The 17934-nt window shown below is 59.7% G+C and carries 14 protein-coding genes and 1 pseudogene; 10 read left to right on the top strand and 5 right to left on the bottom strand.

The genetic code is table 11. The features are described 5' to 3' along the window. Window positions 1–50: 50 nt before the first annotated feature. Window positions 51–536, bottom strand: a complete 486-nt coding sequence (locus tag NFX52_RS17065) for an OmpA family protein (protein ID WP_156358609.1) — start codon at window positions 534–536, stop codon at window positions 51–53. 16 nt (window positions 537–552) lie between these two features. Beyond that, the gene (locus NFX52_RS17060) at window positions 553–1500 is read right to left on the bottom strand and encodes an SMP-30/gluconolactonase/LRE family protein (protein ID WP_055395150.1); all 948 of its coding nucleotides are present in this window, start codon (window positions 1498–1500) and stop codon (window positions 553–555) included. A 99-nt stretch (window positions 1501–1599) separates the two neighbouring features. On the opposite strand from NFX52_RS17060, the gene edd reads away from it, so the two are divergent. The 4 genes from edd (at window position 1600) to NFX52_RS17040 (ending at window position 6975) form a co-directional block, all read left to right on the top strand. Then, entirely contained in the window at window positions 1600–3369 is a 1770-nt protein-coding gene (gene edd / locus NFX52_RS17055) for a phosphogluconate dehydratase (protein WP_055395152.1), read from the top strand. Further along, the gene (eda, locus tag NFX52_RS17050; RefSeq protein WP_055395154.1) at window positions 3360–4025 is read left to right on the top strand and encodes a bifunctional 4-hydroxy-2-oxoglutarate aldolase/2-dehydro-3-deoxy-phosphogluconate aldolase; all 666 of its coding nucleotides are present in this window, start codon (window positions 3360–3362) and stop codon (window positions 4023–4025) included. Before edd ends, eda begins: the two co-directional genes overlap by 10 nt. Before the next feature lie 221 nt (window positions 4026–4246). Then, window positions 4247–4546 carry a DUF805 domain-containing protein gene (locus NFX52_RS17045; RefSeq protein WP_055395156.1) on the top strand — a complete coding sequence of 100 codons (300 nt, stop codon included), beginning with the start codon at window positions 4247–4249 and terminating at the stop codon, window positions 4544–4546. A gap of 323 nt (window positions 4547–4869) precedes the next feature. Further along, window positions 4870–6975, top strand: a complete 2106-nt coding sequence (locus NFX52_RS17040) for a TonB-dependent siderophore receptor (RefSeq protein WP_055395158.1) — start codon at window positions 4870–4872, stop codon at window positions 6973–6975. A gap of 148 nt (window positions 6976–7123) precedes the next feature. Here the strand turns inward: NFX52_RS17040 and groL are convergent, their stop codons facing one another. Next, a complete protein-coding gene (groL, locus tag NFX52_RS17035) occupies window positions 7124–8776 on the bottom strand; it encodes a chaperonin GroEL (RefSeq protein WP_055395159.1) in 1653 nt (550 codons plus the stop codon). A 94-nt stretch (window positions 8777–8870) separates the two neighbouring features. Beyond that, a complete protein-coding gene (locus NFX52_RS17030; RefSeq protein ID WP_055395161.1) occupies window positions 8871–9161 on the bottom strand; it encodes a co-chaperone GroES in 291 nt (96 codons plus the stop codon). Window positions 9162–9472: 311 nt separating this feature from the next. On the opposite strand from NFX52_RS17030, the gene NFX52_RS17025 reads away from it, so the two are divergent. The 6 genes from NFX52_RS17025 to NFX52_RS17000 all read left to right on the top strand — a co-directional run bounded on the left by NFX52_RS17025 (window position 9473) and on the right by NFX52_RS17000 (window position 17748). Continuing rightward, window positions 9473–9856, top strand: coding sequence for a DUF2304 domain-containing protein (locus NFX52_RS17025; protein WP_055395164.1), 384 nt, complete (start codon window positions 9473–9475; stop codon window positions 9854–9856). Continuing rightward, the gene (locus tag NFX52_RS17020) at window positions 9853–11307 is read left to right on the top strand and encodes a mannose-1-phosphate guanylyltransferase/mannose-6-phosphate isomerase (RefSeq protein WP_055395166.1); all 1455 of its coding nucleotides are present in this window, start codon (window positions 9853–9855) and stop codon (window positions 11305–11307) included. Before NFX52_RS17025 ends, NFX52_RS17020 begins: the two co-directional genes overlap by 4 nt. A gap of 25 nt (window positions 11308–11332) precedes the next feature. Next, the gene (locus NFX52_RS17015; RefSeq protein WP_055395168.1) at window positions 11333–12103 is read left to right on the top strand and encodes an ABC transporter permease; all 771 of its coding nucleotides are present in this window, start codon (window positions 11333–11335) and stop codon (window positions 12101–12103) included. 3 nt (window positions 12104–12106) lie between these two features. Then, entirely contained in the window at window positions 12107–13372 is a 1266-nt protein-coding gene (locus NFX52_RS17010) for an ABC transporter ATP-binding protein (protein WP_055395170.1), read from the top strand. A gap of 33 nt (window positions 13373–13405) precedes the next feature. Beyond that, window positions 13406–16018: an FkbM family methyltransferase gene (locus NFX52_RS17005; RefSeq protein WP_082437315.1), complete on the top strand. Its 2613-nt coding sequence runs from the start codon at window positions 13406–13408 to the stop codon at window positions 16016–16018. A 95-nt stretch (window positions 16019–16113) separates the two neighbouring features. Then, on the top strand, window positions 16114–17748 hold the full coding sequence (locus NFX52_RS17000) for a glycosyltransferase family protein (RefSeq protein ID WP_156358610.1): 1635 nt from the start codon (window positions 16114–16116) through the stop codon (window positions 17746–17748). Here the strand turns inward: NFX52_RS17000 and NFX52_RS16995 are convergent. Continuing rightward, window positions 17745–17934 (bottom strand): annotated as a pseudogene (locus NFX52_RS16995) (IS3 family transposase); the annotation flags it as partial. The gene NFX52_RS17000 and the pseudogene NFX52_RS16995 overlap by 4 nt on opposite strands.

The following is a 17934-nucleotide window of genomic DNA, read 5'->3' as shown; positions in this document are numbered from 1 at the left end:
GGATGCTATGTCTGCCCTTGTCTCTGGCGCGACGGCTGCGCTGCTACGTACTAGCGAATGAACGCCGGGGCGCCGGTGTTCGGTTCGAGTTCGGGCGGGGAAGGACGAAAGCCCTCCGCTGTCCTGGAGTGCTTGCACCCGGGGCTTGATGGGGAGCCCACAGCTTCAATCTCAACCGATGCAGATAGGGTGGGCGAGGGTTGGACAAAAAAGAAGAGCACTTGGGCTGGGACGCCGTTTCGCTTCAATAGATTTGTGACATAGGCGGCTCTGGCTTCGGCCATGGTTTTGGTACTGTGTTTGCCGATGAGAAACTTTGCTTCACCGATCACAACGACCAGCGGACACCAATCCGCTTCACGCAGAGATTCCGCAAATGTGGCCACTGCTTGTCGATCTGCTGCGGCGAGGGTGACGCCACTCTCATGGAATTGAACAACGTGCGTCCTGAGCGCCTTTATGCTGAGGGCCGAAGCGTCGAAGGCTAGGCAGCTTCCCGCGAAAAAGGCGGCACATGCTCGAAGGGTGTAGTTCATGGTGAGGCGCCTTTTTTTAAGCTGCGCTCGTCGATTGTCCTTGGAGAAAATTCACTGGCAGTCCCGCCAACTCCACCCGCACGCTGAACAGTGCCCCCGCAGGAACCTCCGCCTCCTGCTCCTCCACCGGCCTCCCCGCCCTTGCCGACGTAATGAACAGCGTCCGCAAATCCTCTCCCCCAAAACACACCATGGTCGGGCATTGCACCGGCACGGCAATGCGCTGCAGCACCTCACCCGCTGGCGATAACTGCAGCACACACGCCCCCTCATACATCGCCACCCAGTAATTCCCCTCCACATCCACCGCCGCGCCATCGGGCCGCCCGCCGTAGGGTTGGCCTTCCACCTTGCGGTCAAACTGCACCCAGGGGCGGCGGTTGGTGATTGCGCCCGTAGTCACATCAAAGTCAAACTGGTCAATGCGATGCTCGGGCGTGTTGGACCAATACATCGTGCGGTTGTCGGGGCTGAAGGCCAGGCCGTTGGCGGTGAAGTTGTCGCCTGCCATATGGCGCACACGGTAGCCGGTGGCACTGGCCGTATCGGCCTGCAGGCACCACAGCGCGGCATTTGGTGCGGTCCGCGGTGTGATGACCGAGCCCGCCCAGAACCGGCCTGCGGTGTCGCACCGGCCATCATTCAGGCGCAGCACAGCGGTGTCGTGCTGATCAGGTGGCAGCAGGGCCAGGCAGGTGAGGGCGGTGGGGTCGGCACTGTCCTTCGCCGTATCCAGAAGGTAGAAACCGTTTCGTAACCCGATTACCAATCGTCCGCCCGCCGCTGGCGCGCAGCAGCCGGGCTCAGTGGGCACGCGCCATTGCCGGTGGCGACCGCTTTCAGGATGCCATGCGTGTACTGCTTGTCCCTGAATGTCACACCAGTAAAGGGATTTTTCCGTGGGGTGCCAGAAGGGTGATTCGCCCAGTTCGGAGGGCGGCAGGGGCAGGGTTTGCAGGGACATGGGTTGAAGTGGGGTGGTTATCGAGTTACATTCTAGGGCCTCAGACAACGGGCTCCGGCGCCATGCACGGGGTCCTGCCACCCACCGATGGAGACTTCCATGCACCCAGTTGTAGCGCGCGTGACCGAGCGCATTGTCCAGCGCAGCGCAGACACCCGCGGCGCTTACCTCGCAGGCATCGACGCCATGATCGCCCGCAAGCCCGCACAAGACCGCATGGGCTGTGCCAATCTGGCCCATGCCTATGCCGCGCTACCCGGCGCCGACAAGTTCAAGATCACGGTCGAAAAGGCGCCCAACATTGGCGTGGTCACGGCCTACAACGACATGTTGTCGGCCCACCAGCCCTACCAAAGTTACCCCGCCGTGCTGCGGGATGAGGCCGCCCAGCACGGCGCCACGGTGCAGGTGGCAGGCGGCGTGCCTGCCATGTGCGATGGCGTGACGCAGGGCACGCCCGGCATGGAGCTGTCGCTGTTCTCCCGCGATGCCATTGCCATGGCCACTGCGGTAGCGCTGTCCCATGACGTGTTCGATGGCGCGCTGCTGCTGGGCGTGTGCGACAAGATCGTGCCAGGCCTTTTGATCGGTGCGCTGCACTACGGGCACCTGCCTTGCGTGTTTGTGCCCGCAGGTCCCATGGGCACGGGCCTGTCGAACAAGGACAAATCCAAGGTGCGCGAACAGTACGCGCAAGGGCTGGTGGGGCGCGATGAGCTGCTGAAAGCCGAATCGGCCGCGTACCACAGCCCCGGCACCTGCACCTTCTACGGCACGGCCAACAGCAACCAGATGCTGCTGGAAGCCATGGGCCTGCACGTGCCCGGCGCGGCCTTTGCACCGCCCGGCACTGAAGAGCGCGAAGCCTTCACGCGCCAGGCCGTGCGCACGGTGCTCGACATTGGCAAGCGCGGTGCGCGCTTCGCGCCCATCGGGCGCGTGGTGGACGAGCGCTGCATCGTCAATGCCATGGTGGCCTTGCTGGCCACGGGCGGCTCCACCAACCATCTGATCCACTGGGTGGCCATTGCGCGCAGCGCGGGCATCCTGATCGACTGGTCGGACTTTGACGAGCTGTCGTCCGCCGTGCCGCTGCTGGCCCGCGTGTACCCCAATGGCGATGCCGACGTGAACCAGTTCCAGGCCGCAGGCGGCCCCGCATGGATCCTGCGCGAGCTGCTGTCCGGCGGCTTCATGCACCCCGATGTGATGAGCGTGAACACCGGCGGCATTGCCGCAGGCGGGCAGGGCGCTCCGGCGGTGTCGGGTGACGAAACCGTGTTGCGCCCCGTGACCCGGCCGTTCTCGCCCACCGGCGGTCTTCGCCTGCTGCAAGGGCGCCTGGGTCGCGCGGTGATCAAGGTGTCGGCCGTGCCCGAAGACCGCCACATCATCGAAGCGCCTGCGCGCGTGTTCGATTCGCAAGAGGCTTTGCTCGCCGCCTTTGCTGCGGGCGAGGTGCAGCAGGACATGGTGGCCGTTGTGCGCTTTCAGGGCCCGCAGGCCAATGGCATGCCCGAGCTGCACAAGCTCACCCCGCCGCTGGCCGTGCTGCAGAACCAGGGCTTCAAGGTGGCGCTGGTCACCGACGGCCGCATGAGCGGCGCATCGGGCAAGGTGCCTGCCGCCATCCACGTCACGCCCGAGGCGCTGGCCGGTGGCCCGCTGGCCAAGGTGCTCGACGGCGACATCGTGCGGGTGGACGCTGTGGCGGGCACGCTCGATGTGCTGGTCGACGAAGCCACCTGGGCCGCCCGCCCCGTGGCGCCGTACACCGCGCCTCCCGCCACCGGCTTTGGCCGGGAACTGTTTACCAACTTTCGCCGCCACGCAGGCGGTGCCGAACAAGGAGCCTGCACATGGCTTTGAACTCTTCCTCTGCTTCCGCTACGCCCATGAATCCTCTCGACATCGCCAGCCATGGCCCCGTCATCCCCGTCATCGTGATCGACCGCGTGGAAGACGCACTGCCCCTGGCCGAGGCGCTGCTGGCCGGTGGCGTGAAGGTGCTGGAAGTCACACTGCGCACCGCTGCTGGCCTGCCCGCCATCGAAGCCATTGCGCGCAATTTGCCCGAGGCCGTGGTGGGCGTGGGCACGGTGCTCAACGCCGACGATGCGCGCCGCGCGAGCGAGGCCGGTGCACGTTTTGCGGTGAGCCCGGGTTACACCTCCGAAGTGGGCGGCGCCTGCAAGGGCCTGAATTTGCCGCTTCTGCCCGGTGTGGCCACGTCCAGCGAAATCATGGCCGCGCTGGCCGATGGGTTCTCGTTCCTGAAGCTCTTCCCGGCCGAGGCCGCGGGCGGCATCCCTTTGCTCAAGGCCTGGGCCAGTCCGTTTGGCCAGGTCAGCTTTTGCCCCACGGGTGGCATCAGCCTGGCCACTGCGCCCAACTACCTGGCGCTGCCCAATGTGCGCTGCGTGGGCGGTTCGTGGCTGACGCCCGCCGACGCCGTGCGTGCGGGCGACTGGGCGCGCATCACCCAGCTGGCGCGCGAGACGCATGCGCTGCGCAAGGCCGTGTGAGTTTTCCAGGATTTGAGGCGAAATAGGGCTCTAGCGCTTGTCCTGTAAGCGCTGATAGCTATAAGAATAGAAGCATCCGTTGTTCCCTGGTCTGCCTGCAGAGAGAGGCGTAGTCGGTGGGGTGACTGGGCGTGTGGACTTGCTGCCCTGCGCGCCCCTATCATGGCGCGGGGCTTGGCCCTGCCACAACGGCTTCACGTTTCAAAGAGAGGGAGTTCAGTATGGATTTTGTTTCGGCTATCAAAAGCTGCCTGGGGCAGTACGCGGGTTTCTCGGGCCGCGCCGTGCGCTCCGAGTTCTGGTGGTTTTTCCTGTTCCAGATCATCGTCATGGTGATCGCCAGCTTCCTGGGTGACGTGGTCTCCGGCATCGTCTCCATTGCACTGCTGCTGCCCGCATTCGCCGTGGGCGCGCGCCGACTGCACGACATTGGCCGCTCGGGCTGGTGGCAACTGCTGACGCTGACCGGCATCGGCGTGCTGGTGCTGATCTACTGGTGGGTGCAGCCCAGCGAGGGCTGATCTTTGCGACGCCGCTGCGGGCTCTCTCTGAGTCCGCCCGCGCCAAGCCCGCTGGCCTTACGGTCAGCGGGCTTTTTTTTGTGGGGGTGTGGCGGTGGCTCCGAGGTACCAGAGAGGTGCCGCAACCTTGCTCAGCGCGCATATTGGTCAAAAGTGGCTCTAGCGCTTTATTGATAAGCGCAAATAGCTATAAAAATAGAAGCAATCCCACTGGGACCCGAGCACAACTTGTTGCTGTTGTACGACATCTTGTGTCTGAAGCGCGCACCTGTGTGGTTTGATTTTTAGAATAGTAATCATTCTTATTTCTATTCTTGAAAATCATGAAACTCCAAAATCAGCGGACAGCAGTCTGCATTGGTATTGCCTTGGCTTTTGGAGGCGTCCCCGCCTGGGTCGCGGCCCAGGCCCAGGACGTGGGAGCCACCTTGTCCGAGGTGCGTGTGGACGCGAGCGCCGAGAAAGAATCGGCCACCGCGCCGGTGGTCGGCTACCGTGCCCGCAACGCGGCCACGGGCACCAAGACCGACACGCCCCTGGCCGAAACCCCCCAGTCCGTGACGGTGGTTACGCGCGATCAGCTGGTGGACCAGGGCGCCACCACGTTCCAGGGCGCGCTGCTGTACGCGGCAGGGGTGCGCAGCGATGCGTATGGCCTGGACAGCCGCGCCGACAGCGTCCGGGTGCGTGGCAGCACCCCGGACACCTATCTCGACGGGCTGCGCCAGAACTACAACTACTACACCAGCACCACCCCTGCAGAGCCCTATGCGCTGGAGCGCATCGAAGTGCTTCGCGGCCCTTCGGGCATGTTGTTCGGCGCAGGTACGGTGGCAGGCGTGGTCAACATGGTGAGCAAGCGCCCACAGCAAGAAGCGCAGCGCGAAGTGGGCGTGCAGCTTGGCAGTTGGGGCCGCAAGCAGCTGCAGGCCGACCTGACCGGCCCCCTCACCGCGGATGGTGAATGGTCGTACCGTCTGGTGGCGGTGGCGCGCGATGCCAATACCCAGGTGGACCACGTGCCGGACGACCGCCGCCTGATCGCTCCGTCCCTGGCCTGGCGGCCCAGTGCGGCCACATCGCTGGTCCTGCAGGCCCATTGGCAGCAGGACCGCAGTGGCACCACCTCGCAGTTCCTGCCCTGGTCAGGCACGCTGCTGCCCAATCCCAACGGCATGCTGCCCATCAGCCGCTTCATCGGAGAGCCCGGCGACTATTACGACAGTGACCGGGAATCCATCGGCTACCTGTTCGAGCACCGTTTCAACGACGCGTGGGCCGTGCGCCAGAACCTGCGCCTGGCCCGCAACGAAAATCGCGGTGGCTACCACTACGCCGACTTCTTCACTATCCCCGGCGGCTGGGGTGCAGACCCCGTCAACCAGCGGCTGATCGGCCGCCTGTACGGCAAGAACATCACGCGCACGCGCATGGCCGCGGTGGACACCCATCTGCAGGGCAATCTCACCACCGGGGCCCTGAGCCACCAGCTGCTGCTGGGCGTGGACTGGAACCGGCAGACCGAAAACAAAAACGAGGCCGACGACGCATACAACGCGCCCATCGATGCCTACGCCCCGGTGTACGGCAACGTCTTGAATCCGACGCTTATCGCGAAACCCGAGAACGTGCAGCGCCAGAATGGCCTGTATGTGCAGGACCAGATGAAATGGGGCCGCTGGATCTTCATCGCCGGCCTGCGCTACGACCGCGCCGTGAACAGCCTGGCGGGCCAGTCAGATGACCGCACGAGCGACACCACGAAGCGCCTGGGCGTGATGTACCAGCTGGCCGGAGGCTGGACACCCTACGTCAGCTACGCAGAGTCCTTCAGCCCGGTGAGCGGCACCAATACCTACGGCCAGCGTTTCAAGCCGCTGGAAGGCGAGCAGATCGAAGTGGGCGTGAAGTACGCCCCCGCAGGCAGCGCCACCCAGTTCACGGCGGCGGTGTACGACCTCAAGGAAAAGAACCAGAAGGTGGCCGACCCGACCAACCCCGACAACTCGCTGCAGGTGGGCCAGACCCGCAACAAGGGCCTGGAGCTGGAATACAAGGCGCGCGTGGCTACGGCGTTTGACCTGACCGCCCACTACAACTACACGGACGTCGATCCGCTGCTGGAAAACCTGCCGCGCCACCAGGCGGCCGTGTGGGGCGTGTACCGGTTCTCCATTGGCGGCGTGCGCGGCTTCTCGGCCGGTGCGGGGTACCGCTGGCTGTCGTCGTTCCGCGACGGCACGGGGCCCGAGGTTCCGGCGGCCGGTGTGGTGGATGCGCTGCTGGCCTACGACAGCCAGGACTGGCGCTACGCGCTCAATATCAGCAACCTGGCCGACAAGAAGTACATGAGCACCTGTCTGGCGCGTGGTGACTGCTGGTGGGCGACACGGCGCAATGTGGTGCTGAGCGCGACCTACAGGTTCTGACCGACCCATCGGGGCGATCTGCTGCTCCGGCGGCATTCACCCGTGGATGTCGGCCCGGCAAGGAAAAAACCCCGCAGGTTTTGCAACCTGCGGGGTTTCTTTTGGGGCTACCGGGCAGAACCTGGGTTCCACCTGGAGCGGCCGGCCATTACATGCCCATGCCGCCCATGCCGCCCATGCCACCCATGTCGGGCATGCCGCCGCCAGCACCGGCCTCGTCCTTGGGTGCTTCAGCAACCATGGCTTCGGTCGTCAGCAGCAGCGATGCCACGGAGGCAGCGTTTTGCAGGGCCGTACGGGTGACCTTCGTGGGGTCCAGAATGCCCAGTTCGAGCATGTCGCCGTAGGTGTCGTTCGAGGCATTGAAGCCGTAGTTGCCCTTGCCGGCCAACACAGCGTTCACCACCACCGAGGCTTCGCCACCAGCGTTGTTCACGATTTCGCGCAGAGGCGCTTCGATGGCCTTGAGCACCAGCTTGATACCGGCTTCCTGGTCGGCGTTGTCGCCCTTGACCGAGTCGCCCACAGCTTGCTTGGCACGCAGCAGGGCCACGCCACCACCGGCCACAACGCCTTCTTCCACAGCTGCGCGGGTAGCGTGCAGTGCGTCTTCCACGCGGGCCTTCTTTTCCTTCATTTCGACTTCGGTAGCAGCGCCGACCTTGATCACGGCCACACCGCCAGCCAGCTTGGCCACGCGCTCTTGCAGCTTTTCGCGGTCGTAGTCGGACGTGGCTTCTTCGATCTGCACGCGCACTTGCTTGACGCGGGCTTCGATGTCAGCAGCAGCACCGGCGCCGTCGATGATGATGGTGTTTTCCTTGCCCACTTCGATGCGCTTGGCTTGGCCCAGGTCGGCCAGCGTCACCTTTTCGAGCGTCAGGCCCACTTCTTCAGCGATGACCTTACCGCCCGTCAGGATGGCGATGTCTTCCAGCATGGCCTTGCGACGGTCGCCAAAGCCTGGAGCCTTCACAGCCACAACCTTCAGGATGCCGCGGATGGTGTTGACCACCAGCGTAGCCAGGGCTTCGCCTTCAACTTCTTCGGCAATGATCAGCAGGGGACGGCCGGCCTTGGCAACTTGCTCCAGCGTAGGCAGCAGGTCGCGGATGTTGCTGATCTTCTTGTCGAACAGCAGCACGAAGGGGTTGTCCAGAATCGCGGATTGCTTTTCTGGGTTGTTGATGAAGTAGGGCGACAGGTAGCCGCGGTCAAACTGCATGCCTTCCACGACGTCCAGTTCGCTGTCCAGCGACTTGCCGTCTTCCACGGTGATCACGCCTTCCTTGCCAACCTTGTCCATGGCGTCAGCGATCAGCTTGCCGATGGTTTCGTCGGAGTTGGCGGAGATCGAACCCACCTGGGCGATTTCCTTGGAGGTGGTGGTGGGCTTGGAAGCCTTCTTCAGCTCGGCAACCAGGGCCGTCACAGCCTTGTCGATACCGCGCTTCAGGTCCATCGGGTTGATGCCAGCGGCCACGTACTTGAAGCCTTCGCGAACGATGGCTTGTGCCAGCACCGTAGCGGTGGTGGTGCCGTCACCAGCGTTGTCGCTGGTCTTGGAGGCCACTTCCTTCACGAGCTGGGCGCCCATGTTCTGCAGCTTGTCCTTGAGTTCGATTTCCTTGGCCACGGACACACCGTCCTTGGTCACGGTAGGGGCGCCGAACGAGCGCTCCAGCACCACATTGCGACCCTTGGGGCCCAGAGTCACCTTGACCGCGTTGGCCAGGATGTTCACGCCTTCAACCATGCGTGCGCGGGCTTCGCCGCCGAAAACTACGTCTTTTGCTGCCATTTTGGAGCTCCTGAAAATTGGGTTCAAATTGGCCGCTAGCGCCTATCCAGTAAGCAGTAGCAGCTATGAAAAGATGAGCGAATCAGCGGGAGAATTACTTCTCGACCACTGCGAACAGATCGTCTTCCTTCATGACCAGCAGCTCATCGCCGTTGACCTTGACGGTCTGGCCCGAGTACTTGCCGAACAGAACGCGGTCACCGACCTTCACGTTCAGGGCGATCACGTCGCCCTTGTCGTTCTTCTTGCCTGGGCCGACGGCCAGCACTTCACCTTGATCGGGCTTTTCAGCGGCGTTGTCAGGGATCACGATGCCCGAGGCGGTCGTGGTTTCGCTTTCGATACGCTTGACGATCACGCGATCGTGCAGAGGGCGAAGGTTCATTGCATTACTCCTGATTACAAAAAGGATTGCTATATCAACAAGGTGCCCGCAGATGCGGGCACTACCAACTACAGCAGAGATTGTTAGCACTCATCTGCATTGAGTGCTAATGATACGGGCGTTTGCATTGATTTCAAGCTGCTCATCGTCGAAAGATCCGACAAGGCTAGGCCCTACAATCGCCGCTGACCAAAATCCCTGCGGTTCTACAACTGGGGTGTCTGCGACGCGGCGGTTCGTGACCGGCCGCTCCGACAGCGATGGAAACGGTACGCCGTCTCGCATCCGAAACTGGAGGAATGATGAGCCTAATGGCACCCTTACAAGTAACCACAGCACTCATGGGCACCAGCTTGGCCGTGCTTATTTTGTATTTGATACGCCGCGATCACCTTTATCTGATGCATGGCCTTTTCTGGGCCATTGTGGCTGGAGCGGCAGCGGTGTTGGGAGCCTGGCCGGGCCTGATCGACCGTTTGGCCGGATGGGCAGGGTTTGGCTATCCGCCTGCGCTTTTGCTGTTGCTAGCCTGCGTGGTACTGGTGGTCAAGGCGCTGCACACCGACATGGTAAATACCCGCATTGAACGCGACGTGCGCCGCTTGAACCAGCGGCTGGCCCTGCTCGAGGCAGACATCGAAATGCACCGAAATACGGCGGCGACAGCACGTCCTGCCGACGCCATCAATCCATGAACCCCTATCACTTGCTCCCTATTATTCTGTGTGGCGGTTCGGGTACACGCTTGTGGCCCCTCTCTCGTGAAACCTATCCGAAGCAATTCCTAGCACTGGGTGGGGATGGTGTCTCCATGCTCCAAGACACGGCGACGCGTCTGGATGGACTGAGTCTCTCGATCCCAAAGAGGTCACCACTTGTGGTGTGCAATAGCGAACACCGTTTCCTGGCCGCCCAGCAACTGCATGAAGCCGGCGTAGGCGCCGCACGACTGATATTGGAGCCTGCGGGCCGCAATACTGCCCCCGCCTTGACCTTAGCAGCTTTCGCTGCAGATCCCCAGGCCATTTTGCTGGCCATGCCTGCAGACCATATTGTGACCAACGCAGGGAAGCTACACCAAGCTGTGGAAGAGGCGTGGCCATTGGCTCGGGATGGTGCCATGGTGACGTTTGGCGTTGTGGCAAACCGGCCAGAAACCGGATATGGCTACATCAAGAAGTCGCAGGCCGTCGACGGCACCGCTGCATTCGCCATTCAGAGTTTTGAAGAAAAACCTAGTCTCGAACTGGCACAGGCATACATCGCCAGCGGCAACTATTTGTGGAACAGCGGTCTGTTCATGGTGCGGGTCGACCAGTGGCTCAAGGCTATGGCCGCACTGCAGCCCGCCATGTTCCAAGCCTGCCGCGCCGCTATGGAGCTTAGCAGCAGAGATATGGATTTCACCCGCCCGCACGGTGATTCATTTTCTGCTTGTCCGGCTGACTCTATCGACTATGCCGTCATGGAACACCTGCCGAACGACAAAAGACTCGGCATAGCGGCCTGTGTGGTGCCGATGGATGCAGGCTGGTCCGATCTAGGCGCCTGGGATGCACTATGGGACATTCTGCCGCGCGATGCAGGCGGGAACGCCCATGTCGGTCAGACTCTTGCCATCGACACCCGCGACAGCCTGCTCTTTTCTGAAACTTGCTTGGTGGCTACTGTTGGTGTGGATAACCTGGTGGTGGTCGAAACCGCTGACGCCATTTTGGTGGCTGATAAGCGCAAAACCCAGGACGTAAAAAAAATAGTAGAAGCGCTAAATGCGCAAAAGCGCGGTCTGGCTTCGACCCACCGAAAGGTACATCGCCCTTGGGGCTGGTACGACTGTATCGATGGCGGTGAACGCTTCCAGGTCAAACACATTGTGGTGAATCCTGGTGCGCAACTCAGCCTGCAAATGCACCATCATCGAGCTGAGCATTGGATCGTGGTGAAGGGCACGGCGCAGGTCACCAATGGCGATAAGACGTTCCTGCTAGGTGAAAACGAGTCCACGTTCATCCCACTGGGCAACGTCCATCGCTTGGCCAACCCGGGCAAAGTGCCGCTGGAAATTATTGAAGTCCAATCCGGGAGCTACCTGGGTGAAGATGACATCGTCCGCCTTGAAGATACCTATGGTCGGATTCCAGAATGATTGATAGCCATCGTGAGATCAAGGCATGAAACATGCAGGCTTAATTGTCGAATTGGTCCGCCGTGAATTCGCTGGGCGCTATCAAGGATCGCTTGGAGGCGTGTTGTGGGCGCTGATCCATCCGCTGTTCCTGCTATCCATTTACACGTTGGTTTTTGGCGTAGTTCTGAAAACCCGTTGGAATGGAGGCGGAGGGACTTTCGGGTATGCGCTGTACCTATTTGCTGGATTAATAGTATTTAACGCATTTTCAGAATGCTTAATAAAAGCCCCGGCAATGATTGTAGGTAATCAGAATTTTGTCAAAAAGGTAGTCTTTCCTTTGGAAATTCTTCCATTAGTGAGTGCCATTGTGGCACTGCTGCATGCTGCAATCGGGATTGCTGTCTGGCTTCTGTGCTGGGTAGTGTTGTTTGGTATGCCAAAAATGACCGTGCTTCTCGTTCCCTTGGTTTTTATTGCCGTACTCCCGCTGTTGCTGGGAATTGGCTGGATTTTCTCCGCATTAGGTGTGATGTTGCGTGATACGGGGCAGATTGTTGGAATCACCAGTCATGTATTGTTGTTTGTCACTCCCATATTCTATTCGATTGATGACATCCCAGAACCGTTGCGGGCGGCTCTGGCATTGAACCCTCTTACATATCTTGTAGGATGGACTCGCAGTTTCCTGTTTGCAGGGATTTTGCCTGAAGCGATCGAAATTATTGCTTATATGGCGCTGAGTCTTGCTTTTTCGTATGCCTCATTGTGTTTCTTTCGACGTCTTAGGCCTTTGTTTGCGGATTTGGTTTGAATCATGAGTACTGCTGTAATTTCAGTACGCGGCATTAGCAAGTGTTACCCCATTTTTGATTCTGCCCGTTCCAGGGTGCTGCATGCCCTTTGGCCAAAATATGAGCGAGGCGTTAGGCAGCATTGGGCGCTGCGCAATATCGATTTTGAAGTTCAACAAGGTGAATCTGTTGCTATTATTGGTCGCAATGGAGGCGGTAAGAGCACATTGCTCGAAATTCTCACGGGAACCCTCCAGCCCACGACGGGAACAGTGAGCGTCCATGGGCGGGTTTCCGCATTGTTGGAACTAGGTAGCGGGTTCAATCCCGAGTACACCGGGCGCGACAATGTGTTGCTCAACGGCCTGTTGCTTGGCCTATCGCGTGAAGAGATATTGGCTCGCTTCTCTGAAATCGAAGAATTCGCCGAAATCGGGGATGCCATCGACCGCCCCGTGAAGAGCTATTCAAGCGGCATGATGATGCGCCTTGCCTTCTCTGTGCAGGTGTTGTGCGACCCCGACATTCTGATCGTCGACGAGGCGTTGAGCGTTGGTGACTTCTTTTTTCAGCAGAAGTGCTTCAACCGCCTGCGGGAGATGCGCGAGAAGGGGCTGACCTTGTTGTTCGTCTCCCATGACATGGGGACGGTGCGCGATTTGTGCCAGAAGGCCGTGTATCTGCGCCATGGTGAGCAAGTCTATGCAGGGGAGACGCAGGGGGCCATTCGGCGCTATTTCGCTGAAGGGGGAGAGCCGCGCGAGGTTCCCCCTCCGGTCCAGCCCCCTAATCCCGAGGCCGTGTTCCCGCAATTGCCGCCAGACACCGCCTGGTCCCGCCCCGTGGCGGCAGGTAAGCCGCTTTTTGCTGTGCGCATCTTGGATTCGAACGGCTGCGACACGGTCGCTGTGCACCTGGGCGATACGATTCGGGTGCGGATCTATTTCCAAGGAGGGGAGGAGGTCGAGAGGCTGCGTTTGGTGCTTGCCGTCAAGAACCGCTATGACCAGATCGTCAACTCCACCAGTTCCAGAAGGCTTGGGTTCATGCAGATTGTGTCGACCGAACGAGACTGGTCGGCATTCGATTTCGAGATGGATTTACGCCTCGAGGCCGGGCAGTATTCGTTGCGGGTCGGCTTTTCGTCCGAGTCACTGGTGTCGAATCGCGGAGTGGAGCTTGACACGACCGACTGGTTCGGGCCGTTGGAGGTCCGCTGGGACTATGAGAACGAGTCCGCCCCCTTTCTTGGGATGTTTGGGCTGCCGGTGCGCGGCTCACTGGCCTGAATTGCAACTGTCAAACAGTGAAGAGAACTCAGAATGAAGATCCTCATCTGCGGCATGCCGCGCTCGATGACCACCTGGGCATTCAATGCTGCGCGCGAGATAGTCGCCGATCAGAACCTGAAAACGGTCTGGATTGAGCCCAGCGACACGGCTGCCGAAGAGCAGTTTGCTACGGCTAACGGGAATGTTCTTGCCAAATGCCATCACTACAGCGAAGTGCTGGCCAAGGCGGCCGACTGCGTTATCTATTCCTACCGTGACATCCGCACGGCGGCGGTCAGCTACTTTCGCAAGTTCTCCTCGGATTGCGACATCGGCCAACTCAATGCCTGGGTGCAGGCTGGCCGTGCCTGGATGCACGTTGCCGATGCCGTATTGCGGTACGAGCAGGTCGAGCGCGACCCAGCAAACGCCATCCGGGATTTGAGGCAGGTGCTTGGCAAGAAGTACGGCGCGGAAGTGTTGTCCCGCGAGAGCGACGACATTTTGCTTTCCCGCATCGACGCAACCTTTGCGCAGCGGCAGACTGCCGATATGGCGGACTACGATGTGCAGACCATGATTCTGCCGGCGCACCGTACTTTCCAGCCGGCGCCGGACGATCTGAGCACAGCAGAAAAAGCGCTTTTTCTGCGCATCGAACGCGACTTTGCCTCCTGGCTTGCGGAACATTTCTACATGCGGCAGGAAGACCATGGACAGGCCCTGGACTATCGGCTGGCCGCCGATGTCATGGCGCGGCTTGTCAAGCCGGTTGTCATCGATGTGGGTGTCGAGCGTGGCTCGTTCATTGACCTGGCCTTGAGTGCGGGGGCTGAGCGTGTGATTGCCTTCGAGGCTCTCCCACGGCATGTCGAGCATCTGAGCGCACGTTTTGCCAGCGAGCCCCGCGTCGAGGTGCGGGCCCAGGCTGTTTCCGAGCGATTCGGCAAGGCCGTTTTCCACATTGCCATCGACCCGGAAGGCCGGGAACTCGACTATCACCATACGCTCGCGGACCTGGGCGATTCGATCACGGTCGTGCGCAGTGCGCGTGCCATCGAAGTGGAGACTGTCGCACTGGGGGGGCTTGTGGTCGACAAGCAACTGCCGGAGGTGGTTGATTTCCTGAAGGTCGATACCGACGGGCACGATCTTGCCGTGCTGCGCGGTCTCGAGGGTCTGCGCCCGCGCTTCATCCTGGCCGAGTACTGGGACAATTTGCCGGAAACCAGCGGCCGGAACCTGTATTCACTGGCGGATCTGCAAACCTGGGCCGCCGGATGTGGCTACGACCACTCGGTGGTCATCCGTCGCCATGGGCGCCTGGAGTCGCTGGAGTGGGATGCGCCCTGGACACAAGCCGGCGACTGGGGCAACGTCCTGTTTGTCCGTGACGTTGCAGACTTGGCGATGGTGCGGGCTGTTGTGGGTGGGCTGGCACCCGAGGTGCAGCAGCGCAACTATGGCTACCTTGCCACGCTTGTCAAAGAATGCGAAGCGAAGGAAGCCGTGATCCGCCGCCTTGACAATGAAGTCAAGGCGCTGCTGGGACAGCAGCACGTGATCGATGACATCGAGTCGGAGGAACAGGCGCTGCTCAAGAGCTTGGAGGACGTGCCCGCCATCTCTTCATCCGGCCCGGCGTCCACGTCTCGCAAGGCCTTGGAAGCGGAACTGATCCGCAAGGAAATCGTGATCCGGAAACAGGCTCGCGCACTCGCTGCGTACCGTGTGGCATTTCCTCCGTTGTCCCCGTTGCTGCGCTCCATCGGTTTTGTCGGCCGCCATTTGCGGGCAGCCCTGCGGCCGCGTCTGGGCACTCTCACCCAGCACCTGCCGCGCCGGCTCGAATCGCCCAAGCCGTATGTCAGCAGTCTAGGGGCTGGGGCGCTGCCCTCGATCTCGATGGTCACGCCATCTTTCCAGCAGGCGAATTTTGTCGGCCGCACGCTTGACAGCGTACTCAGCCAGAACTACCCCAAGCTCGAGTATTTCGTGCAGGACGGCGGCTCGACGGACGGCACCACGGAGGTGTTGCGGCTCTACGGCGATCGCCTAGCCGGCTGGGTGTCGAAAAAGGACGGAGGGCAGTCCCAGGCCATCAACCTCGGTTTTGCCCGTGTGAGCGGCGAGATCATGGCGTGGCTCAATTCCGATGACTTACTGATGCCCGGGGCCTTGCACCGGGTCGGAGAGTATTTTGCGCAGCACCCCGACGTGGATGTGGTGTATGGCAATCGCATACTGATCGACGAAGAAGACCGGGAGATCGGGCGCTGGGTGTTGCCCGCACACGATGACGAGGTGCTTTCCTGGGCTGACTTCATTCCCCAGGAAACCCTGTTCTGGCGGCGCTCCATCTGGGAGAAGGCCGGCGGGCACATCGATGAGAGTTTCCGTTTCGCCATGGATTGGGACCTGCTGCAGCGTTTCCGGAATGCCGGAGCCCGCATGGTGCGCTTGCCCGATTTTCTCGGGGCTTTCCGCATCCACGGTGCGCAGAAAACATCGGCGCAGATCAACGAAATCGGCACGGAAGAGATGGCTCGGCTACGCAGGCGCGCGCTGGGGCACGAGGTGAGTTGGGCACAGATTCACCGTGCCTTGATACCCTATCTGATCAAGCATGTGGCCCATGATCTCGTTTACCGGATCAAGCGGTAGCGTTTCCATGGCCTTCAGCCTGTCCTTTCCACCACGTGCCGGAACCAGTCCGGCGAGCGTGCCAGGAACTGCGGTTCCTGTTTGAATAGCATCTGATGAATATTCCGAATATGCCCCGCCGGTCAAGCGTCTCGATAGGATTCTTGGTGCTGTTGTCTGTGATATATGCGTGTTTTTCGATCAATTTTTCCTATGAATATGGCCGACTGTCTACCGTCATTGGATACGATGACATCGTCTATTTTGATGATGGCCTGACTCGGTTGCGCATTTTCTATGAAAATGGAATATTCGATCTTCTGCTGAATCTGGTGCGCAATCCACCACATTCGCCATTCTCAACATTGCTTGCGGCGGCTGCGTTTGCTATTTTTGGGATCCGCGACTGGGCCCCTTATATCGCGAATGCCTCTGTTATTTTTGCCATGCTGCTGCTTGTCAGGCACATCACGCGCAGCATGAGCCTTTATGCGCAGGTTGTTCTTTTATTTTTTGCCTTGGCACCATACTTTGTGATGGCTACCGTTTTGGAGTTTCGCCCAGATCTTCCTGCTGGGTTGTTTGGCGCGATTGCAGTTTTTCTTGCTGTGACGCGGCCAATTGCAGAAACCAGGTTTCGTGACAGGCTGTTTTTGAGCTGCATCTTCGCGCTGGCATTGATGACCAAGCCCACGGCCTCTCTGTTTGTTGTCGTTATGATGTTGGCGTCCCTGGGATTCTCTGTATATCGCAGTTGTTCAGCTCCCCGCAACGCCACCTTATTGTTCGCGACACTTCTGGCTGTGCAATGCCTTGTGATGTCTATTATTCTCGTTTTGCCATATTATTATGCGAATTGGGGGCATTTGACGCGGTATGTAAGCAGTGCCACCGGCAGCGATATTTGGGTCTACTCAAGGGATTGGGAGGTCAAGCTGTGGATGTACCTGACGGGGGTTTATGGCCGCCAATTGCTTGGAGGGTTTTTGTATGTCTATGCTGCCGCCATTGTGCTGTTTGGTGGCATGTTTATGTTTTATAGAAAAAAAGACTCGATCAAAGTTCTGGGGGGGTTGGTGGTGATGGTGCTGATGGCATGGTTTGCGCCAACCTATCTGGGAATGGGAAATCCATTTTTTGCTGCGACATTTTATTATTTGTTTCTGTTTACGGTGATCTATGGGTTCGTAGAGGTTTTTGAATCGGTGGTTGGCACCAAGAGTACGCGTTTTTATGCCTATGCCTTCGGCATGATTGCAATAGTGTTTGTTCTGGCATTGAGTTACGCAACAATTCAAGTGTCTTCGCCCAGGTCAAGACCCACTCATAGTGATGACTCAGTGAAGGTTTCGCAGGATATCTTTCAGGCCCTCGAGGCTGATATCGCTGTGAAGGCGGATAAGCCGGTGACCATATATTACACGGCCACTGGATATGTCAATAATGATCTTTTTACGTACTATTTTAAGAAGAGAAATAAGAAAATTGGATTGAGGGGGTTGTTTACATTTGACGCGGATGAGCAGGAGTGGGTGCGTCTGCTCGAAATGTCGGACTATATTGTCGCCTGTGACCCTGGGACAGGTGGTGTGGCCAATGAAAGTTTTCCGTCTGGTAAACTGCTTGATAAATCAATGGCCTTGGTGCGTTCGCGCAGTGATTTTGTGGAAATCAAATCTGTGAAGATGAGTACGGGATCCAGCTATTATCTCTTCAAGCGCATTGACAAAGCTGCCGCAGTACAAGGCTAAGTGTCGCATCCCGTACGATCATATGGTCGCTTGTGAAACAGGTGCGGGTGGGTCTGGTACCACTCTTTCATCGCCTGCATCGGCGTACTGCTCTTGAGCGCTGACTGCGGTAACTGGTGGTTGTACAGGGCCACATAGCGCAGCAGGGTTTGCTCCATGTCTTCGCGGCTGTTGAACCTGTGGGTC

Source organism: Acidovorax facilis, from assembly GCF_023913775.1.
Classification (GTDB): domain Bacteria; phylum Pseudomonadota; class Gammaproteobacteria; order Burkholderiales; family Burkholderiaceae_C; genus Acidovorax; species Acidovorax facilis.
Note: the sequence above shows the minus strand (reverse complement) of the source record. Positions and strands in the feature narration are given on the sequence as shown.